General features: G+C 71.9%; 28 protein-coding genes and 1 tRNA gene. 18 read left to right on the top strand and 11 right to left on the bottom strand.

Going from position 1 to position 22,899, the window contains the following annotated elements; translation table 11 throughout:
* Positions 1-13 precede the first annotated feature (13 nt).
* Positions 14-508, bottom strand: coding sequence for a winged helix-turn-helix transcriptional regulator (locus ASE20_RS18450; protein WP_056896025.1), 495 nt, complete (start codon positions 506-508; stop codon positions 14-16).
* 64 nt (positions 509-572) lie between these two features.
* Here ASE20_RS18450 and ASE20_RS18445 point away from each other — a divergent pair, with 64 nt between their 5' ends.
* On the top strand, positions 573-1,040 hold the full coding sequence (locus tag ASE20_RS18445) for a PaaI family thioesterase (protein ID WP_056896024.1): 468 nt from the start codon (positions 573-575) through the stop codon (positions 1,038-1,040).
* Here the strand turns inward: ASE20_RS18445 and ASE20_RS18440 are convergent.
* A complete protein-coding gene (locus tag ASE20_RS18440; protein WP_056896023.1) occupies positions 1,033-2,295 on the bottom strand; it encodes an MFS transporter in 1,263 nt (420 codons plus the stop codon). The two genes, ASE20_RS18445 and ASE20_RS18440, sit on opposite strands and share 8 nt — an antisense overlap.
* A complete protein-coding gene (locus ASE20_RS18435) occupies positions 2,292-2,726 on the bottom strand; it encodes a MarR family winged helix-turn-helix transcriptional regulator (RefSeq protein ID WP_225869239.1) in 435 nt (144 codons plus the stop codon). Before ASE20_RS18435 ends, ASE20_RS18440 begins: the two co-directional genes overlap by 4 nt.
* A 66-nt stretch (positions 2,727-2,792) precedes the next feature.
* Between ASE20_RS18435 and ASE20_RS18430 the strand changes: the two genes are divergently transcribed.
* From ASE20_RS18430 to ASE20_RS18420, 3 genes are read left to right on the top strand one after another with little or no spacing between them, the layout of a single operon-like run.
* Positions 2,793-3,335, top strand: a complete 543-nt coding sequence (locus ASE20_RS18430) for a DUF1697 domain-containing protein (protein WP_056896021.1) — start codon at positions 2,793-2,795, stop codon at positions 3,333-3,335.
* A gap of 31 nt (positions 3,336-3,366) precedes the next feature.
* Positions 3,367-3,675 (top strand): ATP-dependent Clp protease adapter ClpS, encoded by a 309-nt coding sequence (clpS, locus tag ASE20_RS18425; RefSeq protein ID WP_082612557.1) that lies wholly within the window; start codon positions 3,367-3,369, stop codon positions 3,673-3,675.
* A gap of 7 nt (positions 3,676-3,682) precedes the next feature.
* The gene (locus ASE20_RS18420) at positions 3,683-4,276 is read left to right on the top strand and encodes a DUF2017 domain-containing protein (RefSeq protein ID WP_056896020.1); all 594 of its coding nucleotides are present in this window, start codon (positions 3,683-3,685) and stop codon (positions 4,274-4,276) included.
* Positions 4,277-4,283: 7 nt separating this feature from the next.
* Here the strand turns inward: ASE20_RS18420 and ASE20_RS18415 are convergent, their stop codons facing one another.
* From ASE20_RS18415 to ASE20_RS18400, 4 genes are read right to left on the bottom strand one after another with little or no spacing between them, the layout of a single operon-like run.
* Positions 4,284-4,673: a universal stress protein gene (locus tag ASE20_RS18415; RefSeq protein ID WP_056896019.1), complete on the bottom strand. Its 390-nt coding sequence runs from the start codon at positions 4,671-4,673 to the stop codon at positions 4,284-4,286.
* Entirely contained in the window at positions 4,670-6,184 is a 1,515-nt protein-coding gene (locus ASE20_RS18410; RefSeq protein WP_082612556.1) for a tripartite tricarboxylate transporter permease, read from the bottom strand. Before ASE20_RS18410 ends, ASE20_RS18415 begins: the two co-directional genes overlap by 4 nt.
* Positions 6,184-6,696 carry a tripartite tricarboxylate transporter TctB family protein gene (locus ASE20_RS18405; protein ID WP_056896018.1) on the bottom strand — a complete coding sequence of 171 codons (513 nt, stop codon included), beginning with the start codon at positions 6,694-6,696 and terminating at the stop codon, positions 6,184-6,186. The genes ASE20_RS18410 and ASE20_RS18405 overlap by 1 nt, the downstream gene beginning before the upstream one ends.
* A complete protein-coding gene (locus ASE20_RS18400) occupies positions 6,693-7,685 on the bottom strand; it encodes a Bug family tripartite tricarboxylate transporter substrate binding protein (protein ID WP_056896017.1) in 993 nt (330 codons plus the stop codon). The genes ASE20_RS18405 and ASE20_RS18400 overlap by 4 nt, the downstream gene beginning before the upstream one ends.
* 106 nt (positions 7,686-7,791) lie before the next feature.
* Between ASE20_RS18400 and ASE20_RS18395 the strand changes: the two genes are divergently transcribed.
* The 7 genes from ASE20_RS18395 (at position 7,792) to ASE20_RS18365 (ending at position 13,870) form a co-directional block, all read left to right on the top strand.
* The gene (locus ASE20_RS18395; RefSeq protein WP_200954860.1) at positions 7,792-9,480 is read left to right on the top strand and encodes a sensor histidine kinase; all 1,689 of its coding nucleotides are present in this window, start codon (positions 7,792-7,794) and stop codon (positions 9,478-9,480) included.
* Complete coding sequence (locus tag ASE20_RS18390) at positions 9,477-10,175, top strand: response regulator (RefSeq protein ID WP_225869238.1); 699 nt, start codon at positions 9,477-9,479, stop codon at positions 10,173-10,175. The genes ASE20_RS18395 and ASE20_RS18390 overlap by 4 nt, the downstream gene beginning before the upstream one ends.
* A gap of 56 nt (positions 10,176-10,231) precedes the next feature.
* Positions 10,232-11,182: an acyl-CoA desaturase gene (locus tag ASE20_RS18385; protein ID WP_056896016.1), complete on the top strand. Its 951-nt coding sequence runs from the start codon at positions 10,232-10,234 to the stop codon at positions 11,180-11,182.
* A 72-nt stretch (positions 11,183-11,254) separates the two neighbouring features.
* A complete protein-coding gene (locus tag ASE20_RS18380; RefSeq protein WP_056896015.1) occupies positions 11,255-11,701 on the top strand; it encodes a Mov34/MPN/PAD-1 family protein in 447 nt (148 codons plus the stop codon).
* Position 11,702: 1 nt separating this feature from the next.
* Entirely contained in the window at positions 11,703-11,993 is a 291-nt protein-coding gene (locus ASE20_RS18375; protein WP_056896014.1) for a MoaD/ThiS family protein, read from the top strand.
* A 14-nt stretch (positions 11,994-12,007) separates the two neighbouring features.
* On the top strand, positions 12,008-12,976 hold the full coding sequence (locus ASE20_RS18370) for a PLP-dependent cysteine synthase family protein (RefSeq protein ID WP_200952865.1): 969 nt from the start codon (positions 12,008-12,010) through the stop codon (positions 12,974-12,976).
* Positions 12,977-13,015: 39 nt separating this feature from the next.
* Positions 13,016-13,870 (top strand): DUF3152 domain-containing protein, encoded by an 855-nt coding sequence (locus ASE20_RS18365; protein WP_056896013.1) that lies wholly within the window; start codon positions 13,016-13,018, stop codon positions 13,868-13,870.
* A gap of 25 nt (positions 13,871-13,895) precedes the next feature.
* Here ASE20_RS18365 and ASE20_RS18360 read toward each other — a convergent pair whose 3' ends face one another.
* Positions 13,896-14,957: an alkaline phosphatase family protein gene (locus tag ASE20_RS18360; RefSeq protein ID WP_162261048.1), complete on the bottom strand. Its 1,062-nt coding sequence runs from the start codon at positions 14,955-14,957 to the stop codon at positions 13,896-13,898.
* 78 nt (positions 14,958-15,035) lie between these two features.
* Here ASE20_RS18360 and murI point away from each other — a divergent pair, with 78 nt between their 5' ends.
* Complete coding sequence (murI, locus tag ASE20_RS18355; protein ID WP_056896011.1) at positions 15,036-15,869, top strand: glutamate racemase; 834 nt, start codon at positions 15,036-15,038, stop codon at positions 15,867-15,869.
* Entirely contained in the window at positions 15,866-16,687 is an 822-nt protein-coding gene (locus ASE20_RS18350) for an MBL fold metallo-hydrolase (protein ID WP_225869237.1), read from the top strand. Before murI ends, ASE20_RS18350 begins: the two co-directional genes overlap by 4 nt.
* Positions 16,688-16,691: 4 nt before the next feature.
* Here ASE20_RS18350 and ASE20_RS18345 read toward each other — a convergent pair whose 3' ends face one another.
* Together ASE20_RS18345 and ASE20_RS18340 are read right to left on the bottom strand one after the other, a co-directional pair.
* Positions 16,692-17,348 carry a response regulator gene (locus ASE20_RS18345; RefSeq protein WP_412778608.1) on the bottom strand — a complete coding sequence of 219 codons (657 nt, stop codon included), beginning with the start codon at positions 17,346-17,348 and terminating at the stop codon, positions 16,692-16,694.
* A gap of 1 nt (position 17,349) precedes the next feature.
* On the bottom strand, positions 17,350-18,567 hold the full coding sequence (locus ASE20_RS18340) for a sensor histidine kinase (RefSeq protein WP_056896009.1): 1,218 nt from the start codon (positions 18,565-18,567) through the stop codon (positions 17,350-17,352).
* A 130-nt stretch (positions 18,568-18,697) separates the two neighbouring features.
* On the opposite strand from ASE20_RS18340, the gene ASE20_RS18335 reads away from it, so the two are divergent.
* From ASE20_RS18335 to rdgB, 5 genes are all read left to right on the top strand, one after another.
* Positions 18,698-19,618: an ABC transporter ATP-binding protein gene (locus ASE20_RS18335; protein WP_200952864.1), complete on the top strand. Its 921-nt coding sequence runs from the start codon at positions 18,698-18,700 to the stop codon at positions 19,616-19,618.
* Between the two features lie 67 nt (positions 19,619-19,685).
* Positions 19,686-20,579 carry an ABC transporter permease gene (locus tag ASE20_RS18330; RefSeq protein ID WP_056896008.1) on the top strand — a complete coding sequence of 298 codons (894 nt, stop codon included), beginning with the start codon at positions 19,686-19,688 and terminating at the stop codon, positions 20,577-20,579.
* 80 nt (positions 20,580-20,659) lie between these two features.
* Positions 20,660-21,418 carry an SGNH/GDSL hydrolase family protein gene (locus ASE20_RS18325; protein ID WP_056896007.1) on the top strand — a complete coding sequence of 253 codons (759 nt, stop codon included), beginning with the start codon at positions 20,660-20,662 and terminating at the stop codon, positions 21,416-21,418.
* Between the two features lie 21 nt (positions 21,419-21,439).
* On the top strand, positions 21,440-22,153 hold the full coding sequence (gene rph / locus ASE20_RS18320; protein ID WP_056896006.1) for a ribonuclease PH: 714 nt from the start codon (positions 21,440-21,442) through the stop codon (positions 22,151-22,153).
* A gap of 1 nt (position 22,154) precedes the next feature.
* A complete protein-coding gene (rdgB, locus tag ASE20_RS18315; RefSeq protein WP_082612552.1) occupies positions 22,155-22,784 on the top strand; it encodes an RdgB/HAM1 family non-canonical purine NTP pyrophosphatase in 630 nt (209 codons plus the stop codon).
* 8 nt (positions 22,785-22,792) lie between these two features.
* Here the strand turns inward: rdgB and ASE20_RS18310 are convergent.
* A tRNA-Leu gene (locus tag ASE20_RS18310) sits at positions 22,793-22,866 on the bottom strand.
* Between the last annotated feature and the right edge of the window lie 33 nt (positions 22,867-22,899).

The raw sequence follows: 22,899 nt of genomic DNA, 5'->3' as shown, positions 1-22,899 counted from the left end.
CGGGTGTGGGGGCTCAGCCCTCGAACGGGCGGACGCCGGGGCCCGGGCGGGTGGCGACCTGACGGGGGTCGTCGATGCGGTGGCCCGCGGCGCAGTGGACCTCCACGTGCACGGGTTGCTCGCAGTCGCCGCGGTGCACGAAGGTCGTGGGCGGGCCGCCGGGGTCGGCGAGGTGGCGGTCACCCCAGGCGCTGATCGCGAGCAGCACGGGCTGGAGCTCGAGGCCCTTCGCGGTGAGCCGGTACTCGTGGCGGGTGCGTGCGCCGTCGGCCTGGTAGGGGACGCGGTTCAGGATCTCGTGGTCGACGAGCGCGGCGAGCCGGTTCGAGAGGACCTGGCGCGGGATGCCGGCGTGGCGGCGGATGTCGTCGAAGCGTCGTACGCCGAGGAAGACCTCGCGCAGCACGACGACCGTCCAGCGCTCGCCGAGGATCGCCATGGTGCGGCCCAGGGTGCAGTTCTCGACGGACCAGGCCAGCGCCGGGGGAGAAGAGGCCACGGAGCTCATGGGGCCAGCATAGGCGATCTGGGTCTCATTGACAGACCCAGCCTGCGGCGGCGACGATGGGCCCATGACTGAGTCCGCGATCCAGACCCAGGCCGTCGACCCCAGCGCGCTCGACGGCTACGAGCAGCTGCACGCGATCCTCGACGGCCACCTGCCGCCGGCCCCGATCGCCGAGACCCTCGGCTTCGTGGGCTTCGAGGTCCCCGAGCGCGGTACGGCGATCTTCGAGCTCGACCCGGAGCTGCGCCACTACAACCCGATCGGCAGCATGCACGGCGGGGTCTTCGCGACCCTCCTCGACTCGGCGTGCGGCTGCGCGGTGCACTCGACGCTGGCCGTGGGGGAGGGCTACACCTCACTCGACCTGACGGTGAAGTTCCTCAAGGCCGTCACCGTCGACTCCGGCCGCCTGCGTGCGGTCGGGACGGTACTGCAGCGCGGCCGTCGTACCGCCCTCGCCGAGGCGAAGCTGTACGACGGCCGCGGGGCGCTGGTCGCCTACGCGTCCAGCAGCTGCCTGATCCTCAGCTGAGGTCGCCGAGCGCCTCGGCCTGCGCCTCGTCTGCCGAGTGTGCGGCCGGCGTACCGTGGAGCGCGGTCGAGATCGTCCGCGCGCCGGCGAGCAGCACGACGACGCCCACGGCCACGCAGATCCCGCCGAACCAGAACGGCGCCGCGGAGCCCTGGTGCTCGGCGAGCCTGAGGGCGACGTAGGGACCGACCGCGCCGCCGGTGAAGCGCACGAACGAGTACGCCGCCGACGCGACCGGCCGCTCCACGGGTGCCGCGCCCATGACGGCCTCGGTCACGAGGGTGTTGATGACGCCCAGGAAGGCGCCGGCCACGATGATGCCGACGACCACGACGGTCGAGGTGGAGGCGCCGACGGCCATCAGGAGCAGGTCGAGCGCGAACAGGGCGAGGGCGCCGATCAGCGCCGGCACGGTGCCGAGGCGGCGCTGCACCCACGGCGCGCCGACGACGGACGTGAACGCGAGCAGCAGGCCCCAGCCGAAGAAGATCCAGCCGATCTCCATGATCCCGGCCTCGGGCAGGGCGAACGGGCCGGCGGCGAGCAGCGAGAAGAAGCCGAGGTTGTAGCAGACCGCGACGACGGCGAGCACGGCCAGCGCCGGGTACGCCAGCGCCCGGAACGGGTCCGCGAGCGTCGTACGACGGCCGGCGGGCGGGGTCGCCGGGAGGAAGATCGCGGTCGCGACGAGCGCGATCGTCATCAGCACGGAGACGCCGAAGAAGGGGCCGCGCCAGGACTGCTCGCCGAGCAGGCCGCCGACGAGCGGGCCGGACGCGATGCCGAGCCCGAGCGCGGCCTCGAACAGGATGATCGCCTGCGCCAGGGAGCCCTTCGACGCGCTCACGATCGTCGAGAGCGCGGTCGCGATGAAGAGCGCGTTGCCCAGGCCCCAGCCGGCGCGGAAGCCGATCACGGCGCCGACCGAGCCGGACAGGCCGGCGAGGCCGGCGAACACGATGATGAGGAACAGGCCCAGCAGCAGGGTCTTCTTGGCGCCGATGCGCGTGGAGACGACGCCGGTGACGAGCATCGCGACGCCCATCACCGCCATGTAGCTGGTGAACAGCAGCGACACCTGGCTCGGGCTCGCCTCGAGCTTGGCCGCGATCTCCTTCAGGATCGGGTCGACGAGCCCGATGCCCATGAAGGCGATGACGCAGGCGAAGGCGACGGCCCAGACGGCGCGCGGCTGGTGGAGGAAGGAGCCTCCGGTCTCGGTGTCCTGCTCGGTGGGGGTGGCGGTGGCGGTCACACGTTTCCTTCCGTGGTGGGTTCGAGGACGGCCTGGAGCACGGCCACGGCGGTCGCGAGGTCGTCGGTGGTGAGGTCGGTACGACGGGCGAGGCGCCCGGAGACGAGAGCGGCGCTCAGCTGCCGGACCCGCTCGAGCTCGGCCCGTCCGCCGTCGGTGAGGGCGACCAGGCTGCTCCGCGCGTCGGCGGGATGGGGCTGCTTGGCGACCCACCCCTGCTCGGCGAGCTGGCGGACCTGGCCGGTCATCGTCGGCTGCGAGCAGCGGTCGGCCTGGGCGAGCGTGGTCACCGACTGCGGGCCGAGCTCGTCGAGGATCGACAGCACCCGGACGCCGGCGGACGGCGCGTGCTCGCGCCGGACCAGCCGCACGAGGCGGGCGGCGAGGACGGTGAGGTCGCTGCTGAGGGTGGCGGCGTCGGGAGTGCTCACGTCCATCGAATTTACATCGGAAACCTATGGATGTCACGTGTCGGTGGCACACGCCACAATCGACCCATGCCGAAGTACGTCGCGTTCCTGCGGGCCATCAACCTCGGGGCCAACCGCAAGTTCCCCAAGGCCGACATCGTCACCGCGACCGAGGCGGCCGGCGGCACCGACGTCCTGACCCACATCAACACCGGCAACGTGTGCCTGACCTCCACGCTCCGCTCGCGGGCGAAGGTCGAGGCGGCGCTGGAGGAGGCCTACGAGGCGCAGGCCGGGTTCGTCGTCCCCACGATCGTGTTCACGCCGGCCGAGCTGGTCGCGATCGCCGACGACGCGCGCGAGCTGACCGCCGCGAGGCCGGACCTGGAGCGTCACTACGTCTACCTGCTCAAGGACGAGCCCGACGCCGCGCGGGTCGCCGAGGTCGAGGCGCGCAGCGACGAGGTCAACGCCGTCGTCGTCCGGGGGAGGGCGGCGCACATCCTGCTGGGGCCGGGCTACGCGGCCGGGGGCGTGGACCCCTACAAGGTGGAGAAGTCCCTGGCCGTGGTGGCCACCAACCGCAACTTCAACGTCGTGACGACGTTGGCCGACAAGTGGTGCTCGTGAACGCTCCCGGCCCCTGTGACACCATGGTGCCGTGACGACTGCGAGCCCGGAGAAGGTCGATCCGGGAGTCCAGAAGGACCTCACCCCGGACGAGATCACGCTGGCGGACACCCCCTGGGTGACCCTGGTGTGGAACGACCCCGTGAACCTGATGTCCTATGTCACCTTCGTCTTCCAGAAGCACTTCGGCTACGGCAAGAAGAAGGCCGAGAAGCTGATGATGGAGGTCCACGAGGACGGCCGCAGCGTCGTCAGCACGGGCACCCGCGAGGAGATGGAGCGCGACGTGCAGGCGATGCACGAGTACGGCCTCTGGGCGACCCTGTCGAAGGCGGAGTGAGGAGCCGGTGGCCTCCTCCACGACCGGCTTCGTCCGGCATCGCCGCAGCAAGCGCGCCATCGCGACCTTCTCCGTCTTCGAGGCCGACCTGCTGCGCTCGCTGGCCGCGCAGCTCGTCGAGCTGCTCCACAACGAGTCCGCGGTCCTGAAGACCGAGCGCGACCCGCTCGAGGCGCTGCTCGACTTCTCCGGCCCCACCACCGAGCCCGAGGACCCGGTGCTGCGCCGGCTGTTCCCGAACGCCTACCGCGACGACGGCGAAGCGGCCTCCGAGTTCCGCCGGTTCACCGAGGGCGAGCTGCGCGACGGCAAGTCCCGTGCCGCCGGCACGATCATCGACGTCCTCGAGGAGGCAGGGCTCCCCGCCGAGCCGACCGACGACGGCATCAGCATCGACGTCGAGCTCGACGAGGCGACCGCCCTGGTCTGGCTGCGCAGCCTCACCGACCTCCGCCTGGCGCTGGGCACCCGGCTGGAGGTCGAGGAGGGCGACGAGGAGTACTGGTACTCCCTGCCCGACGAGGACCCGCGCCTCCAGGCCCACCACATCTACGAGTGGCTCGGGTTCCTGCAGGAGACGCTGGTCCACGCCCTGCGCTGAGCCGTCGTCAGGCGGGCTTGACCGCCAGCACCGGGCAGTGCGCGTCGAGGATGATCCGCTGCGCGACGCTGCCGAGCAGCAGCTTGCCGACGGGCGTCCGGTGCCGGATCCCGACGACGATCAGCTCGGCCTTCTCCTCGTCGGCAGCCGCGACCACGGCGTCGGCGACGTCGTCCACCACGTCGTGGCGTACGACGACCTCGAGGCCTTCCGCGGACAGCTCCTCCTGCAGCGCCGCGATGTCGGCGTCGTGGGCGAAGCGGTCGTCGACCAGGCTGTTGCCGAGCGTCGCGTTGACGACGACCAGGCGGGTGCGGTCCTTGCGGGCCAGGCCGGCGGCGTGCTCGAGGGCAGCCTGCCCGAACCGGTCCGGGCTGTAGGCGACGACGATGCTCATCGGTTCACCAGTTCCTCGGCGTCTTCGGTGGTGGCGGGGACAGGGGACTTCTTGCCGCGGACGACGCCGACGGCCATCGCGAGGAGCATCAGGCCCATCACGGCGTAGACCACGACGGCGACCGGCTCGCTCCACAGGGTGCTGACGTCGCCCTGCGAGATCTGCAGCGCCTGGGTCAGCTGGAGCTCCATGGCCGGGCCGAGGATGACGCCGACGATCAGCGGCAGCACGGGCAACCCGAACCTGCGCATCGCCAGGCCGAGCAGGCCCAGGACCACGAGGAGCAGTAGGTCGAACGCTGCGAAGTTCGCCGTGTAGGCGCCCAGCGTGGCGAAGAACAGGATGCCGGCGTAGAGCTGCGGGCGGGGGATCTGCAGCAGCCGGGCCCACAGCGGCGCCATCGGCAGGTTGATCACGAGCAGCAGCGCGTTGGCGATGACCAGGCTGGCGAGCAGGCCCCAGACCAGCTTCGGCTCGGAGTCGAGCAGCTGCGGTCCGGGCTGGATGCCGTAGCTCTGGACGGCGACGAGCATGATCGACGCGGTCGCCGTGGTCGGCAGGCCGAGCGTCAGCAGCGGCAGCAGCGTGCCCGCCGCGGAGGCGTTGTTGGCGGCCTCCGGGCCGGCGACACCCTCGATGGCGCCCTTGCCGAACTCCTCGGGGTGCTTCGACAGCTTCTGCTCGGTCGCGTACGACAGGAAGGTCGGCACCTCGGCGCCACCGGCCGGCAGCGCGCCGAACGGGAACCCGAAGGCGGTGCCGCGCAGCCACGGCTTCCACGACCGCTTCCAGTCGGCCCTGCTCATCCAGGGCTGGCCGACGGGGATGATCTCCAGCGGCTTGCGACGCAGGTGGGCGGCGACCCAGAGGGCCTCGCCGATCGCGAAGATGCCGACCGCGACCACGACGACGTCGATGCCGTCGGCCAGCTGGGCATTGCCGAAGGTCAGCCGGGCCTGGCCCGTCGACGTGCCGACCAGGGCGATCGCGAGGCCGAGGAAGAGCGAGATGAAGCCGCGCAGCTTCGACGACCCGAGCACCATGGTGACCGCGAAGAAGGCCAGCACCATCACGGCGAAGTACGACGGCGCACCCAGCGTCACGACGACGTCGGCGACCCGCGGGACCAGGATCCACAACAGGACGGTGCCGATCGTGCCGGCGACGAAGGAGCCGATCGCGGCCGTGGCGAGTGCCTGGGCGGCTCGCCCGGACTTGGCCATCTTGTTGCCCTCGATCGCGGTGATGACCGAGGAGGACTCGCCGGGTGTGTTCAACAGGATCGAGGTGGTCGATCCGCCGTACATGCCGCCGTAGTAGATGCCGGCGAACATGATGATCGCGCTGTCCACGCCGACGCTGTAGGTCACGGGGAGCAGCAGCGCGAGCGCCATCGCCGGGCCGATGCCGGGCAGCACGCCGACGGCGGTGCCGAGCAGCACGCCGATCAGCGCGAAGAGCAGGTTCTCGGGGGTGAGGGCGGTCTGGAAGCCGTCGAGCAGCAGGTCCATCAGAGCACTCCGTCCAGGATGCCGGCGGGGATGGGCAGGCCCAGCCCGACGTAGAAGCCGTACCAGGTGCCGACCGACAGGGCGGCGCCGATCGCGAGGTTGCGGACCCAGGTCCGGCTGCCGAGCGTGTACGTCGCGCCGGTGAACAGCAGCGCGCCCGTGATCGCCCAGCCGAGCCAGTCGATGAGCAGCAGGTTGGCGACCAGGACGGCGGCCAGCAGGCCGATCGTGCGCAGGTCGGTGCCCTGGCTGAGGTCGACGTCCTCGCCCTCCTCGGCCTCGGGCCGGTCGCCGCGGGCCGTGGCGACGGCGAGCAGCACGCCGAGGACGAGCAGGGCCGCGCCGACGACGTACGGCAGTGCGTAGGGCTGCACCGGCTGGTCGTTGAAGGCCCGGTCCAGGGTCGAGGCGTCGTAGAGGACGTAGCCGCCGGCGAGGCCGAGGAAGGCGGCCAGGCCGTACTGCGCCTTGTCGACCAGGGCGGTCGCCCCGGGTTCAGTGGTGGCGGTCATGCGAATCCCAGCTCCTTCAGGGTGTCGGCGACACGGGCGTCCTGCTCGACGAGGAAGTCCTCGAACTCCTTGCCGGTCGCGAAGTTGTCGCTCCAGCCGTTGGTGGCGAGCGCCTCGCGCCACTCCTCGGTGTCGTGCATCTCGGTGAGGATCCCGGTGAGGTAGTCGCGCTGCTCGTCCGAGATCCCGGGCGGGGCGAGGACCCCGCGCCAGTTGGTGAAGACGAGGTCGACGCCGGCCTCGGTCAGCGTCGGTGCGTCGATGCCCTCGAGGCGCTCGTCACCGGAGACCGCGAGCACGCGCAGCTTGCCCTCGTCGATCTGCGCCTCGAACTCGCCGAGGCCGGACATGCCGACGTCGATCTTCTCGCCGAGCAGGGCGGTCGTGAGCGGCCCGCCGCCGTCGTACGAGATGTAGTTGACGTCGGTGGGCGCGACGCCGATCGTGTCGGCGAGCTGCATCGGGAACAGGTGGTCGGGGCCGCCGTTGCCGGATCCGCCGCCGACGGTGATCCCGCCCGGGTCCTTCTTCCACGCCGCGACGAGGTCGTTGACCGTGCGGAACGGCGAGTCGGCGGGCACGAGGATGCCCTCCTGCTCCTCGACGAGGCGCGCGATCGGCGTCATCTTCAGCGGCGTCGCGTCGGAGTGGTTGGTGTAGACCGCGCCGACGACGCCCAGGCCCATCACCATCATCAGGTCGTCGGAGCCCTCCTCGTTGAGGAGGCGCTGCATGGCGACCGTTCCGCTCGCGCCCACCACGTTGCGGATCTCGAAGCGGCCGGTGAGCTCGTCGTCCTCCATCACCCGCGCCGCGGCGCGTCCGGTGAGGTCGTAGCCGCCGCCGGGGCTGTTGGGGATGAACAGCCGCAGCCGCCGGTTGTCGGGGTCGTCGGAGCCGCGGGTCACGCCGCAGCCGCTGGTCAGCGCGACGAGCGAGAGCGCGGCGAGGAGGGCGACGAGCGCGGTGCGCGTGCGCCTCGGGTGCATGGGAACCTCCGTGGGGTCGTGACCGCCATCACGTGCGATCCGTGCCAGCATGTCGCTGGGTGTGGCGGCCGTCACGCTTGCGGACGCAAAGGAGGTTGTGGTCGTTGTGGTCGCGCCGCTGACGTCCCTCTTCCGCCGTGGTGAGCTCACCCTCGCCGCGAAGGTGCTGCTGCTCCAGCTCGCCGTCGTCGTCCTGCTGCTCGTCGCCGTCGGCGTGCTCAGCGTGCGCCAGTCGAACGCGGCGTTCGCCGAGGAGCGCGGCGCCCAGATGCGCACCGTCGCCGAGTACGTCGCCCAGCTGCCCCAGGTCCGCGACCAGCTCGAGGCGGTGGCGGCCGGGACCGCGGAGGCGAGCGACACCCCGCGGGCCCTGGCGCCGTACGCCGCCCAGGGGGTCGGTCTCTCGAGCGCGAGCGACGTCCTGATCGTCTCGCCGGACGGCATCGTGCTGGCCGGCACGGACCCCACGCGCGTCGGCGAGCGGGCCCGGGTCGGCGACCGCAACGCCTTCCAGGCGAGGGGCGGGGCGGGGGACGTCGAGGTCCACGGCGAGCGCGCGGTGGCGGGCCATGCGCCGGTGCAGTCCGACGGGCCCGACGTGCGGATCGGCGACTTCCTGGCGATCGTGGTGGCGGAGGAGAGGTACCCGTCCGTCACGGAGCGGCTCGGCGCCGCCGTGCCCGACCTGCTGCTCGTCCTTGGGCTGGGGGTGCTCCTGCTCGGCGTCCTGGGCACCTGGGTCGTCGCGCGCGTCGTACGACGCTCGACGCGCGGCCTGGGCACCACCGAGCTCGCCAACCTCGCCGACCAGCGCGAGGCCCTCCTGCACGCGATCCGCGAGGGCGTCGTCGGTGTCGGCACCGACGGCCGCGTGACGGTGATGAACGACGCCGCCCGCGCGACCCTCGCCCTCGACGACGGGCGCGACCCGGTCGGGCGCCCCGTCGCGTCGCTCGGGCTCGACCCGCACGTGGTCGCGCTGCTGACCGGCGGTGACGACGACGTCCGCGACGCGCTCGCCCTGGTCGGCACGCGGGTCGTGGTGTTCAACCGCAACCGCGCCTCCAGCGGCGGTCGCGGCATCGGCACCGTGACCACGCTGCGCGACCGCACCGAGCTGGTCTCGCTGCAGAGCCAGCTCAGCTCCAACCTGTCGATCACCGACACGCTGCGCGCGCAGACCCACGAGTTCGACAACCGCCTGCACACCATCTCCGGCCTGGTCCAGCTCGGGGAGTACGACGAGGTCGCCGCCCTCGTCGGCACGCTCACCCGCCACCGGGCCGAGGTCGGCGAGTACGTCGGCAAGCGGCTCGCGGATCCCGCCGTGGCCGCGCTGGTGGTCGCGAAGCACGCCGTCGCCGAGGAGCGCGGGGTGACCCTCGAGCTCGACCCGGGCTCGCGCCTGCCCGTCGTACCCCCGGACGTGGTGGCGGACCTGACCACCGTCGTCGGCAACCTCGTCGACAACGCCGTCGACGCCTGCGCCGGGATGCCCGACGCGACGGTCGAGCTGTGGATCCACGCCGACGAGGACGCGGTCCACGTCCGGGTCCGCGACAACGGGCCGGGCGTGCCGCCCGAGCTGCGCGACGCCGTGTTCGTGCGCGGCTTCTCCACCAAGGAGGAGGTGCTCGGCGGGCGCGGGATCGGGCTGCCGCTGGTCCGGCTGATCTGCGGCCAGCGCGGGGGAGAGGTCGTGGTCGACGACGCCGAGGCCGCCGGCGGTGGTGGGGCGGAGTTCCGTGTCGTGCTGCCGCTCGGCGCCGCGGTGGGTCAGGATGGGCGACCGTGAGCGGTGATCTCCGGGTGCTGGTCGTCGACGACGACTTCATGGTCGCGCGGATCCACGGCCGCTTCGTCGAGCAGACCGACGGCTTCGAGGTCGTCGGCACCGCCCGCACCGGCGCGGAGGCGCTCGAGCTGGTCACCTCCCTCCGGCCCGACCTGTTGCTGCTCGATGTCCACCTGCCCGACCTGTCCGGCCTCGACGTGCTCGAGCAGCTGCGCGGTCGCGGCGAGGACGTCGCCGTCGTGATGGTGACCGCCGAGCGCGGCGCCGCCGCCGTCCGGGCGGCCTTGCACGGCGGCGCGCTGCAGTACCTCGTCAAGCCCTTCGAGTACGACGACCTCGCCGACCGCCTGCGCCGGGTGGCGGCCACGCTGGCCAGCCTGAGCGGCGACCCGGCGCTGCCGCACGCCACCGAGGTCGACCAGGCCACGATCGACCAGGCCTTCGGGACGGGCCGCGCTGCCGACGTACCCGTCGTGCTGCCGAAGGGCCTGAGCCCCGAGACCGCGGACCTGGTCCTCGAGGCCGCCCGCACGGCCGGCGAGATCTCGGCCTCCGAGGCGGCCGACGTGGTCGGTCTGTCCCGCGTCACCGCCCGCCGCTACCTCGAGCACTTCGTCGACAGCGGTGCCGCCGAGGTCCGCCTGCAGTACGGGGGGACTGGACGTCCCGAACGGCGGTACCGGGTGGTCAGGTGAGCCGGCATCGGGCTTAGGCTTGCCTGAGCAGGCCCACCGATGCCCAGGGAGCAGCGATGACCGCGATCGACGACCGTCCGGAGCCGGGTGGCGTGCGCGCCACCATGGGTGGCGACGAGCAGTCGTGGCCCGAACGCCTCGCCCTCGGCCTGTTCATCGTCGTGCCGTTCATCGCCTTCGTCGCCGCGATCCCCGTCGCCTGGGGCGGATGGCTCGGCTGGAGCGACATCGCGATCACCTTCGTGATGTACGGACTGACGCTCCACGGCATCACCGTCGGCTACCACCGGCTCTTCACGCACAAGTCGTTCAAGCCCAACCGGGCCGTGAAGGTCACCCTCGCGATCCTCGGCTCGATGGCCATCGAGGGCCCGGTCATCCGCTGGGTCGCCGACCACCGCAAGCACCACAAGTTCTCCGACAGGGACGGCGACCCGCACTCGCCGTGGCGCTACGGCAACAGCCTGCGCGGCCTGACCAAGGGCTTCGTCTGGGCGCACGTCGGCTGGCTCTTCGACTCCGAGCAGACGCCGATCGAGAAGTACGCACCCGACCTCGTCAAGGACCGCGACCTGCTCCGCATCTCGCGCACCTTCTGGGTCTGGGTGCTCACCTCGATCTTCCTGCCGCCGGTGCTCGGCTTCCTGCTGACCTGGTCGTGGCAGGGCGCGCTGACCGCCTTCTTCTGGGGCACGATCGTCCGGATCGGCCTGATCCACCACGTCACGTGGTCGATCAACTCGATCTGCCACACCCTCGGCGACCGGCCCTTCACCTCCCGCGACTTCTCCGGCAACGTCTGGTGGCTGGCCATCCCGTCCGGCGGCGAGTCCTGGCACAACCTCCACCACGCCGACCCCACCTCCGCCCGCCACGGCGTGAAGCGCTTCCAGTTCGACACCTCCGCCCGGATCATCTGGCTGATGGAGAAGGTCGGCTGGGTGCGCGACGTCCGCTGGCCCACGCCCGAGCGGATCCGCGCGAAGTCGGTCAGCCCCGCCGCCTGAGCGGGCGCCCGCCGCGTCCCGCGCAGCGGCCCGATTCCGGGCCGGACGGCCCGACGCCATACCCTTGACCGCGTGTTGCAGATCGACCAGGCGACGTACGACGCCCTCGTGGAGCATGCCAAGCGGGACCACCCGGTCGAGGCGTGCGGCATGGTCGTGGGCCCGATCGGGAGCGACCGGCCCGCGCGGCACGTCGAGATGGTCAATGCCGCCGGCAGCCCGACGTTCTACGAGTACGACTCGACGGACCTCTTCCAGCTCTACAAGGAGATGGACGACCGCGACGAGGAGCCGGTGGTGATCTACCACTCGCACTCCGCGACCGAGGCGTACCCCAGCGTCACCGACATCAACCTGGCCGGCGAGCCCGGCGCGCACTACGTGCTCGTCAGCACGCGCGAGCACGGGAATAACCCGGGGCCCGTGGAGTTCAGGTCCTACAGAATCATCGACGGCGTCGTGACCGAGGAAGAGGTCACCATCGTTGACACCGTCATCCCCTCAGAGGAGAGCAGCTGACATGGCCATCGAGGTCCGGATCCCGACCATCCTGCGCACCTACACCGGTGGTGAGAAGGCCGTCGACGCCGACGGCGCGACGCTGACCGCGCTCATCGACTCCCTCGAGGCCAACCACCCCGGCATCAAGGACCGCCTCGTCGAGGACAAGGGCAACGGCATCGAGCTGCGCCGCTTCGTCAACGTCTACATCAACGACGAGGACGTGCGCTTCATCGGCAGCCTCGACGCCGCGCTCTCCGACGGCGACCAGGTCGTCATCCTGCCGGCCGTCGCCGGCGGCGCCCGCTGAACCGGGTCGATCCCATGGTGCGCTACGACAGCCTGCTGACCTCCGTCGGCGGTACGCCGCTGGTGGGTCTGCCGCGTCTGTCGGCGCCCTTCAACACCCCGGGTGCGCCCGAGGTGCGGATCTGGGCCAAGCTCGAGGACCGCAACCCGACCGGCTCGATCAAGGACCGGCCGGCGCTGCGGATGATCGAGGAGGCGGAGAAGGACGGCACGCTGCGTCCCGGCTGCACGATCCTCGAGCCGACCTCCGGCAACACCGGCATCTCGATCGCGATGGCGGCCAAGCTCAAGGGCTACCGCACCGTGTTCGTGATGCCCGAGAACACCTCCGAGGAGCGGCGCCAGCTGCTGCGGATGTGGGGCGCCGAGATCGTCTCCTCGCCCGCGGCCGGCGGCTCCAACGAGGCCGTCCGCGTCGCCAAGCTGATGGCGGCCGAGCACCCCGACTGGGTGATGCTCTACCAGTACGGCAACGCCGCCAACGCGCTCGCGCACGAGGAGGGCACCGGTCCCGAGATCTTCGCGGACCTGCCCTCGATCACCCACTTCGTCGCGGGCCTCGGCACGACCGGGACGCTGATGGGCGTGTCCCGGTTCTTCCGCCGTGCGCAGCCGGACGTGCGGATCGTCGCCGCCGAGCCGCGCTACGGCGAGCTCGTCTACGGCCTGCGCAACCTCGACGAGGGCTTCGTGCCCGAGCTCTACGACGCCGAGCTGATCGACAGCCGCTTCTCGGTCGGACCGCGCGACGCCGTACGACGGGTGCGCGAGCTGCTCGAGCTCGAGGGCATCTTCGCCGGCATCTCGTCGGGCGCGATCCTGCACGCCGCGCTCGGCCAGGCGGCGAAGGCCGCCAAGGCGGGCGAGCGGGCCGACATCGCCTTCGTCGTGGCCGACGGCGGGTGGAAGTACCTCTCCACGGGTGCCTACGAAGGCACGATCGACGAGGCCGAGGACCGCCTCGAGGGCCAGCTCTGGGCCTGAGCCCTGATCCACCCGCTCCTCCCCGTAGATTGGGGAGACATGACGCGACTTCTCGGCCTGGTGCTCGCCCTGTGCTGCCTGGTCACGGCCGCGCCCGCGACGGCCGCGGTCGCCGGGCCGGAGGACCCCGAGCAGCCGCCCACCCTCGTCCAGGTCGAGGCTCCCTCGATCACCGGTGTCCGACGCTTCGGCCAGACCCTGGTCGCGGAGCCCGGCCGGTGGGAACCGGCGCCGGCGACGGTGCGCTACCGGTGGTTCCGCGACGGCCTCGCCCTCGTCGGCGCCACCACCCGGCGGCACCCGATCCTCCCGGGCGACGTGGGCCACCGCCTGACGGTCCGCGTCACCGTGGCCCGTCCCGAGTGGACCTCGGCGATCGCGTCGGTGACGACCGGCGCGATCCTGCACCGCGTCGACGTGCGCCGCGTGGTGCGCTACACCGTGCGTACCAAGGGCGTGGTGCGGGCCAATGTCGCCACGTTCGCCCGTCTCGCCCAGGAGACCTACGACGACCCGCGCGGCTGGCGTGCCCGGGGTGTGCGCTTCGTGCGGGTCCGCTCCGGCGGCACCCTGACCCTGTGGCTGGCCGCTGCCGCCCAGGTGCCCGGCTTCTCCTCGGTCTGCAGCTCCCAGTGGTCGTGCCGGGTCGGCCGCAACGTGGTGATCAACGTGGAGCGGTGGAAGCACGCCTCGCCCGCCTGGAACCGCGCCGGGCGGTCGCTGCGCGACTACCGGCACATGGTCGTCAACCACGAGACCGGGCACTGGCTCGGCAAGGGCCACGCGAGCTGTCCGCGCCGCGGCGCCCTGGCGCCGGTGATGATGCAGCAGTCGAAGGGCACCGCTGGCTGCCGCCTCAACCCGTGGCCGACGCTGCGCGAGCTGCGCCGCTGACCCTGGGACGTGTCTGGCCCGCGCGTCAGCGGTGCCAGGTGAGCCGTTGCCGCTTGTTCCAGAGGCTGCCCGGCACCGGGCCCAGGCCGAGGACGTCGGTGGCGAGGTTCGCCATGTCGCCGTTGCGGATCGGCTGCACCCCGGTGAAGCCCGGACGCGTGCGGCCCGGGTCCTTGAACTGGGTGGGGGAGTTGAGCCGGTAGAGGTTCGCGTGGTCGACGCCGACGCCCCACACCACGAACGGGATGCGGTAGTTGGCGTACCGCGTCGCGACGTCGTGGCTCGTCGTACCCGGTGTGCCGCCGTGGTCGGAGGTCAGGATCACGAACGTCGAGCTGCGCAGGCGCGGGGTGTTGCGGATCGTGGCCAGCACCTGCCCGACGAGCCGGTCGAGCTTGATCACCGCGTGGAGGTACGCCGTGCTCATCCAGCCGCTCGCGTGCCCCGTCTGGTCGGCGAGGCCCAGGTGCAGGAAGGCGAAGGCCCGCGTGTTGGCCAGCAGGTCCTGGCGGAAGAGGGTCGTCAGCGTCGTGTCGTCCTGCTCGCGGATCACGCTGCGGTCGACGGCGACCGGCCAGGACCGCTGGAAGAGCGAGAACTTCACCTTCGTCGAGAACATGCTCGTCGAGCCGCCGGCCGCGTGCACCACCCGGAACACCGACGACACGTCGTGGCCGGCCGCGCGCTGGACGGTCGTGCCGGGCCGGTGGACGTTCCACGTCACGCCGTGCCCGCCCGCGGCGCGGTTGATGCGCCGGCTGGTCACCATGCTCGTGTGGTTGGGCAGGGTCACCGTCTGCTCGACCTGGGCGCGGGCGTTGAGGGTGAAGGCACCCTCGTCGAGCATCCGGTACAGGTTCGGCAGCCGGGTGCGCCCGAGCTTGGTGATCGCCGACGGGTTGAGGCCGTCGAGCGAGATCGCGACGACGCGCGTCGCGTGGGGCGCCGCGACCTGGGCGGACTGGACCGCCGTCCGCGTGGGGGCTCCGGGCGGGTCCTGGGCGCAGCCGGACAGCAGGCTGAGGGCGGTGGTGAGGACCAGTACGACGACCGCCGTCGTGGGCCCGATCCGTCGAGGCGTTGTCACGGACCCCAGCATAGGTACTCACGTGATCTCGGTCCCTGAATGCCGACTGCCGGGCCGGGGACGCCGTAGTCTGAGCGGGTGCGGCACCCAGACCAACGCGACGTCGGCGTCGATCTCGACGCCCCGATCGGGATCTTCGATTCCGGCTTCGGCGGTCTCACCGTGGCGCGGTCGGTGATCGACCAGCTGCCGCACGAGTCGATCACCTACGTCGGCGACACGGCTCGCCAGCCCTACGGCCCCAAGCCCATCGGCGAGGTCCGCGAGTACGCCCTCGAGTGCCTCGACCACCTCGTCGAGCAGGGTGTGAAGGCCCTCGTGATCGCGTGCAACTCCGCGAGCGCGGCGATGCTCCGCGACGCCCGCGAGCGCTACGACGTGCCCGTCGTCGAGGTGATCCTCCCCGCGACCCGTCGTGCCGTCGCCGCGTCGCGCAACGGCCGGATCGGCGTCATCTCCACCCGCGCGACCGCCGAGTCGCTGGCCTACGACGACGCCTTCGCCGCCGCGCCCCACATCGACCTGACGACCCGCGCCTGCCCGCGCTTCGTCGACTTCGTCGAGGCCGGCGTGACCGGCGGCGACGAGCTGATCGCCGTCGCCCACGAGTACCTCGACCCGCTCAGCGAGCTGGGCATCGACACCCTGATCCTCGGTTGCACCCACTACCCGTTGCTGACCGGCGTCATCTCCTACGTCATGGGCGACGAGGTGACGCTGGTGAGCAGCGCCGAGGAGTGCGCGAAGGACGTGTACCGCCGCCTCGCCGACACCGGGCTGATGCGCCCGACCGGCGTGCCGACGTACACCTTCACCACGACCGGCTCCCCGGCGGAGTTCGAGACGATCGGGCGTCGCTTCCTCGGCCCCGAGCTGGTGGCGGCAGGACAGTTCGCAGGGGGACTTGCATGAGTGAAGACGTGGCTCCGGAGACGACGCGGCTGCGCGTGGCGGGCGAGGTCGACGACCACACCGTGAGGGTGACGGTCGTCGGCTGCTCGGGCTCCTACCCGGGACCGGACTCGCCGGCCAGCTGCTACCTCGTCCAGGCGAGTGACGCGCTGCGCACGTGGAGCCTGGTGCTCGACATGGGCAACGGTGCGCTCGGCGTCCTCCAGCGCTACGTCGACCCGCTCCAGGTCGACGCGGTCTTCATCAGCCACCTGCACGCCGACCACTGCGTCGACATGACGAGCTACTACGTCCTGCGCAAGTACCACCCCACCGGCACCCAGCCGCGGATCCCGGTCTGGGGCCCGAAGGGCACCGCCAAGCGGCTCGCCAAGGCCTACGACCTGCCCCGCAAGCCGGGGATGCGCGAGGAGTTCTCCTTCCGCGTCTACTCCAAGCCGATCACGATCGGGCCCTTCACGATCGAGCCCTTCGAGGTCGACCACCCCGTGCCGGCGTACGGCCTGCGGCTGAGCGCGTTCGGCAAGGTCATCGGCTACAGCGGCGACACCGGCCCGACCGACGCGCTCGACGCGATCGCCGCCGACGCCGACCTGTTCCTGTGTGAGGCGTCCTTCCGCTCCTGCGACGACAACCCGCCGAACCTGCACCTCACCGGCGAGGAGGCCGGCGAGATCGCGACGCGGGCGCGCGCGAAGCGGCTCATCGTCACGCACGTCCCGCCCTGGCACGACGCGCAGACCATGCTGGCCGAGGCCAACAAGACCTACGACGGGCCGACCGAGCTCGCCGCGATGGGCGCGGTCTACGAGCTCTGAGGGCTCACTCCACCGGGTGCCCGGCGTCCCGGATGCACAACGCGATCTGCACCCGGTTGGTCGTCTGCAGCTTCTCGAACAGCCGCGACACGTGCCCCTTCACGGTCGGCACGGACAGGTGGAGCTCGCGCGCGATCTCCGCGTTCGAGAGCCCGCGCCCGACCGCGCCGGCGACCTCCAGCTCGCGCTCGGTGAGCCGCTCGAGCCGGCGCTGGGCGTCGGCGGCGCGGCCGTCGCCGGAGTCGGTGCGCACCCGCTCGATCAGCGTGCGGGTGACGGAGGGGGAGAGCATCGGGTCGCCGTCGGCGACCTTGCGGATGGCGGCGACGATCTCGCCGGGAGGCGTGTCCTTGAGCAGGAAGCCGTCGGCGCCGGCGGCCAGCGCGCCGACGACGTAGTCGTCGGCGTCGAAGGTGGTCAGCACGATCACCCGCGGCGGACGGGGCTCGCCGTGCAGCAGCCGGGTCGCGGCGAGTCCGTCGAGCACCGGCATCCGGATGTCCATCAGCACCACGTCGGGGGAGAGCTCGCGCGCCATCCGCACACCGGCGCGGCCGTCGGGTGCCTCGCCGACCACCGCGATGTCGGCCTGCCCGCCCAGCATCAGGGCGAGGGCGGAGCGCACCAGCGGGTCGTCGTCGACGATCAGCACCTCGGTCACGTCACTCACCCGCAGGCCTCCCGCCCGTCTCGTCGGAGGACCACGGTAGCCACGCACGCAGCACGAAGCTCGGCTGGCGCAGCCCGTCGGTCGAGCCGTCCTCGATGCCGTGCGCGAGCCAGCCGCCGCGCAGCTCGGCCCGCTCGGTCAGGCCGACCAGGCCCAGCCCGGCGCCGGGGGTGTGGGTCGGCCCGAACCCGAGGGCGTTGCGCAGCACCACCTCGACCCCGTCCTGCGGCGACCCGGACAGCTCGACGTGCAAGGTGGCGGCGGGCGCGTGCTTGGTCGCGTTCGTGATGCCCTCCTGCACGATCCGGTACGCCGTGCGCGCGACCCCGGCCGGAGGCGGCTCGTGGCCGGCGAGGCGGTCGTCGTACACGATGGCGGCGCCGGCAGCCCGGGCGTCGTCGACCAGCCTCCCCAGGTCGTCGTACGTCGGCTGCGGGCCGGTCAGCGGCACGGCCACCTCGTCGTCGCGGAGCACGCCCAGCACCTCGCGCAGGTCGGTGAGCGCCTCGTGGGCCTTGGCCTGGATCACCGCGACGCTGCTGCGCATCTCGTCGGCGCTGAGGTCCTGGCGGAAGGTCAGCGCGCCGGCGTGCAGGGAGATCTGGGAGATCCGGTGCGCGAGCACATCGTGCATCTCGCGGGCGATCCGGGCCCGCTCGTTGGAGCGCGCCCGGGCGGCGCGGAGGTCGCGCTCGGCCTCGGCGGTCTCGGCGCGCTGGCGCAGCGTCCAGAGCAGCTCGCGGCGCGAGCCGATGAACATGCCCCAGGCGGTGATGGCCATGACGACGGCGACCGTGACCCCGAGGTTGACGTACCAGGGGTCGACCGAGTCGCTGGGCTGGACGGCGTAGTAGACCAGGCTGAACACGACGTTGAGCGCGCCGATCGTGATCACCTGCCACCAGCGGCGGCGGGTCGCGAGGGAGACCGTGGCGAGGGCCGCCGGTCCGGCCGACAGCGAGCTCAGGGGCGCCATCAGGATCGTCACCAGCGCGATGGTGAACGGCCAGCGGCGACGGAAGGCGACCAGGACGAAGGCAAGGAGCCCGACCAGCAGGTCGACCCAGAACAGCGCGGGATGCTCGTCGAGCTGGGCCTCCATCACCGGCGACCACACGACGAGGCCGAGCGCGAGGGACAGCGCGTAGCGCCACGCGTGCCCGTACCAGCGCAGCCGCGGCTGGTAGTCCTCGGGCACGGGCTGGTCCATGGGTCGAGGCTAGGGCCTGCGGTCCGGGTGGGGGAGCGACCGGCGCACGGCGTACCCCCTACTTAGGTCGGGGACTGCTCACGCCGCGAGTCCGATGTTTGGATCGCCGCGATCGGGCAGGCTGGGGGCCATGATCACGGTCGATCGACTCACAGTTTCCTATGGCGGGTTCACCGCCGTGGACGACGTCAGCTTCGTCGCCCAGCCGGGCCGGGTCACCGGCTTCCTCGGGCCCAACGGTGCCGGCAAGTCCACGACGATGCGCGTGATGGTGGGACTGACGCCCGCCACCCACGGCCACGTCACCATCGGGGGCCTCCGGTACGCCGACATCCCCAACCCCGGCCGCCACGTCGGCACCCTGCTGGACGCCTCCGCCCAGCACGCCGGCCGCACCGGCCGCGAGATCCTCACCCTCGGCGCACAGACGATGGGCCTGCCGAAGACCCGCGTCGACGAGATGCTCGCCCTCGTCGGCCTCACCGACTCCGAGGCCAAGCGCCGGCTGCGCAACTACTCGCTCGGCATGAAGCAGCGTCTGGGCATCGCCCACGCACTGCTCGGCGACCCGTCGGTCCTGATCCTCGACGAGCCTGCCAACGGCCTCGACCCTGCCGGCATCCGCTGGATGCGCGGCCTCCTCAAGGGGTACGCCGACCGCGGGGGCACGGTGCTGCTCTCCAGCCACCTGCTGCACGAGGTCGAGCAGATCGCCGACGAGATGATCCTCATCGGCCACGGCCGGATCGTCGCCCAGGGCGACCGCGCCACGCTGCTCGCCAGCAACGGCACCGGCGCCGCGACCACCCTGGTCACCTCGCTCGACAACGACGCCCTCGCCGCGGCGCTGGGCGCTGCCGGCCATGCCGTCGCGGCTGCCGGCCCGGGCCTGCGCGTCACGGCGACCGCCGCGCAGGTGGGCCAGGCCGCGCTGGACGCCCGGGTCGTGCTGACCGACCTGCGCGACGGCGGCCAGAACCTCGAGGACCTCTTCCTCGAGCTCACCTCGTCCACCCAGCGCGACGTCCTCCCGAACGGAGCCTCAGCATGAACCACCCCACTCGCTTCTTCGCTCCCCCGCTTCGCTCCTCCGCGAACAACCGAGCGGGGACCCCGGCATGAGCGCCACCCTTCCCCCGCCGCCGCCCCCGGTCGCGGGTCACGTCCCCACCCTCGACGTGTCCGGCACGCCGCGGACGCCCTTCACCCGCCTGATCGGCGTCGAGTGGCGCAAGATGCTCGACACCCGCGCGGGCGTCTGGCTGCTCGGCATCACGGCCGGCCTGCTGGCGCTGATCGCCGGCATCGTGCTGCTCATCGTCGCTCTCGCCGACGTCTCCCCGCCGTCGGCCAACGACTGGCTCAACATCCTCACCATCCCGGTCTCGATGCTGGTGCCGGTCATGGCGATCACGATCGTGACGCAGGAGTGGAGCCAGCGCACCGCGATGGTGACCTTCGCCCTCGAGTCGAGCCGCCTGCGGGTGGTGCTGGCCAAGCTGGTCGCCGTGATGGCGCTCGGCGCGGCCACCATCCTGCTCGCGCTGGTGCTCGGCCTGATCGGCAACATCATCGGCGCCGGCCTCGCCGGCACGGACGCGAACTGGAATGTCACCGCCAGCACGTTCGGGTGGGCGATGGCGACCCAGGTCCTCTACCTGCTGATGGGCTTCGGCTTCGGCCTCCTGCTGCTCAGCAGCCCGGCCGCCCTGGCGCTCTACTACGTCTACGTCTGGATCCTCGAGGGTGGCGTGATCATCCCGGGCATCATGTACGTCCTCTGGATCGCCTTCGACTGGGGCCAGGCGATCCTGCCGTGGTTCAGCATGCGGATCGCGATGCTGCCGTTCCAGATCGGCGACAGCGACGCGGCATCCCTCGAGAACGACCTCGGCGCGAACCTCGACACCGGCGCGCTGGGCCTGGCCCACGTGTTCACGTCGGTGCTGATCTGGGTCGGCCTCCCGCTGGTCCTGGGCACGATCCGGCTGCTGCGCGCCGAGGTCAAGTAGCACCCGCCCTTCACCGAAGGTTGCCGGACACGTCACCGTGGCGGAGCCCTGCTGCTAGCAGGCTCCGCCACGGTTCTGTCGTGGGCAACGGATACCTGCGCTTCGCCGCCCTCGGCGACAGCACCACGGTCGGCCTCGGAGACCCCGTCCCGGGCGGCCGGTGGCGGGGCTGGGCCCGCCTCCTGAGCGAGTCCCTCCAGGCGTCGTACGACGTCTCCTTCTGCAACGTGGCCATCTCGGGCGCGACCGCGACCGTCGTGCGCGAGCAGCAGCTCGCCGAGGCGCTCGCGCACCGGCCCGACCTGGCCTCGCTCCTGGTCGGCGTGAACGACACGTTGCGCTCCACCTGGAGTCCCGACCGGCTGTACGACGACCTGCACCACGTGGCGGGGGAGCTGACCGCGTCGGGGGCGACCCTGATGACCGTGCGCTGGCACGACCACGGTTCGGTGCTCGGCCTGCCGCGCCTGGTGGTGCGTCCGATCACGGAGCGGATCGGCCTCCTCAACGAGGTCTACGACGACCTCCACGCGACGTACGGCGGCCTGCGCCTCGACCTCGCCCTCATGCCCGAGGTGCTCGACCGGGCGAACTGGTCGGTCGACCGCTTCCACCCGTCCGAGACCGGGCACCGTGCGCTCGCGCGGGCCTGGGCGGAGCGGCTGCAGGCGGCCGGCTTCGAGCTCCCGCTGCCCGGCAGGGAGCCCGAGGGTGGCTGCCCGCCGAGCTGGCGTCGTGACGTGGCGTGGATGGTCACCGAGGGCGGTCCGTGGATCGGCCGCAGGGCGCGCGACCTGGGGCCCTGGGCTGTGCGCAGGGCAATGGCGGCGGGTCGCTGATCGCTGGGTAGGTTGGGCTCCATGAGCACCCGTGAGGACGGTCGCGCCGACGACGAGCTGCGCCCCATCAAGATCACCCGCCACTGGCTCGACCACCCGGCGGGCGCGGTGCTGGTCGAGTTCGGCAAGACCCGCGTGCTGTGCGCGGCGTCGGCGTCGGAGGGCGTGCCGCGGTGGCGCAAGGGCTCCGGTCTCGGCTGGGTGACCGCGGAGTACGCCATGCTGCCCGCGTCCACCAACACCCGCTCCGACCGCGAGTCGGTCAAGGGCCGGATCGGTGGTCGCACCCACGAGATCAGCCGCCTGATCGGCCGGTCGCTGCGCGCGATCATCGACGACAAGGCGCTGGGCGAGAACACCGTCCAGATCGACTGCGACGTGCTCCAGGCCGACGGCGGCACCCGCACCGCGGCGATCACCGGCGCCTACGTCGCCCTCGCCGACGCGTGCGCCAAGCTCGGCGTCCCCGGCGCCCTGACCGGGTCCGTCGCCGCGGTCAGCGTCGGCATCATCGACGGCGTCCCGCGCCTGGACCTGCCCTACGTCGAGGACGTCCGCGCCGAGACCGACATGAACGTCGTGATGACCGGCGCCGGCAAGTACGTCGAGGTGCAGGGCACCGCCGAGGGCGCCGCCTTCGACCGCGCCGAGCTCGACGCGCTGCTCGCGCTGGCCGAGAAGGGCTGCGCCGACCTCACCCGCATGCAGCAGGACGCCTTGGGACTCGGTGGTTGAGGTGCGAGCGCCAGCGAGCCTCGAAACCAAGCTGCTGGTCGCCTCCCGCAACGCGAAGAAGCTGGAGGAGATGCGCCGCATCCTCGCCGAGCACCTCACGTCCGTGGAGGTCGTCGGCCTCGACGACGTCGCGCCCTTCGACGAGCCCGTCGAGGACCAGCCGACCTTCGAGGGCAACGCGCTGCTGAAGGCCCGGGCCGGCGTCGCCGCGACCGGCCTGCCCACGATCGCCGACGACTCGGGCATCTGCGTCGATGCCCTCAACGGCATGCCCGGCGTGCTCTCCGCGCGCTGGTCCGGCCCGCCCAAGGACGACGACCGCAACAACGAGCTGCTGCTGGCCCAGCTGGCGGACGTGCCCGACGAGCGTCGTACCGCCCACTTCGCCTGCGCGGTCGCGCTCGCCCACCCGGACGGCCGCCAGATCGTCGTCGATGGCCGGATGCCGGGCTCGGTGGTCCGCGAGGTGCGCGGCACCGGCGGCTTCGGCTACGACGTGCTCTTCGTCGCCGACGATCGGCCCGGCGTCACCACCGCCGAGCTGAGCCGCGAGGACAAGGACGCGATCTCGCACCGCGGCAAGGCGTTGCGGGAGATCGCGCCGCTCGTCGCGGACCTGCTCGGCTCCTGAAGGCCGGGTGCGCCCGGTGAGACTCGAACTCACACTGGTGCGGACCTAAACCGCATGCCTCTGCCAATTGGGCTACGGGCGCGTGGGCCGATCCTAGTGACCGTCCGGGGTCCTG

The organism is Nocardioides sp. Root240, from assembly GCF_001428825.1.
Classification (GTDB): Bacteria; Actinomycetota; Actinomycetes; order Propionibacteriales; family Nocardioidaceae; genus Nocardioides.
This window is presented reverse-complemented; position numbering and strand designations above follow the sequence as displayed.

What these genes read in the sequence shown, in the direction of transcription:
- ASE20_RS18450 (WP_056896025.1), bottom strand. Translation starts at nt 508, where the DNA reads ATGAGCTCCGTGGCCTCTTCTCCCCCGGCGCTGGCCTGGTCCGTCGAG.
- ASE20_RS18445 (WP_056896024.1), top strand. Translation starts at nt 573, where the DNA reads ATGACTGAGTCCGCGATCCAGACCCAGGCCGTCGACCCCAGCGCGCTC.
- ASE20_RS18430 (WP_056896021.1), top strand. Translation starts at nt 2,793, where the DNA reads ATGCCGAAGTACGTCGCGTTCCTGCGGGCCATCAACCTCGGGGCCAAC.
- ASE20_RS18415 (WP_056896019.1), bottom strand. Translation starts at nt 4,673, where the DNA reads ATGAGCATCGTCGTCGCCTACAGCCCGGACCGGTTCGGGCAGGCTGCC.
- ASE20_RS18410 (WP_082612556.1), bottom strand. Translation starts at nt 6,184, where the DNA reads ATGGACCTGCTGCTCGACGGCTTCCAGACCGCCCTCACCCCCGAGAAC.
- ASE20_RS18405 (WP_056896018.1), bottom strand. Translation starts at nt 6,696, where the DNA reads ATGACCGCCACCACTGAACCCGGGGCGACCGCCCTGGTCGACAAGGCG.
- ASE20_RS18400 (WP_056896017.1), bottom strand. Translation starts at nt 7,685, where the DNA reads ATGCACCCGAGGCGCACGCGCACCGCGCTCGTCGCCCTCCTCGCCGCG.
- ASE20_RS18385 (WP_056896016.1), top strand. Translation starts at nt 10,232, where the DNA reads ATGACCGCGATCGACGACCGTCCGGAGCCGGGTGGCGTGCGCGCCACC.
- ASE20_RS18375 (WP_056896014.1), top strand. Translation starts at nt 11,703, where the DNA reads ATGGCCATCGAGGTCCGGATCCCGACCATCCTGCGCACCTACACCGGT.
- ASE20_RS18370 (WP_200952865.1), top strand. Translation starts at nt 12,008, where the DNA reads ATGGTGCGCTACGACAGCCTGCTGACCTCCGTCGGCGGTACGCCGCTG.
- ASE20_RS18365 (WP_056896013.1), top strand. Translation starts at nt 13,016, where the DNA reads ATGACGCGACTTCTCGGCCTGGTGCTCGCCCTGTGCTGCCTGGTCACG.
- ASE20_RS18350 (WP_225869237.1), top strand. Translation starts at nt 15,866, where the DNA reads ATGAGTGAAGACGTGGCTCCGGAGACGACGCGGCTGCGCGTGGCGGGC.
- ASE20_RS18340 (WP_056896009.1), bottom strand. Translation starts at nt 18,567, where the DNA reads ATGGACCAGCCCGTGCCCGAGGACTACCAGCCGCGGCTGCGCTGGTAC.
- ASE20_RS18335 (WP_200952864.1), top strand. Translation starts at nt 18,698, where the DNA reads ATGATCACGGTCGATCGACTCACAGTTTCCTATGGCGGGTTCACCGCC.
- ASE20_RS18330 (WP_056896008.1), top strand. Translation starts at nt 19,686, where the DNA reads ATGAGCGCCACCCTTCCCCCGCCGCCGCCCCCGGTCGCGGGTCACGTC.
- rph (WP_056896006.1), top strand. Translation starts at nt 21,440, where the DNA reads ATGAGCACCCGTGAGGACGGTCGCGCCGACGACGAGCTGCGCCCCATC.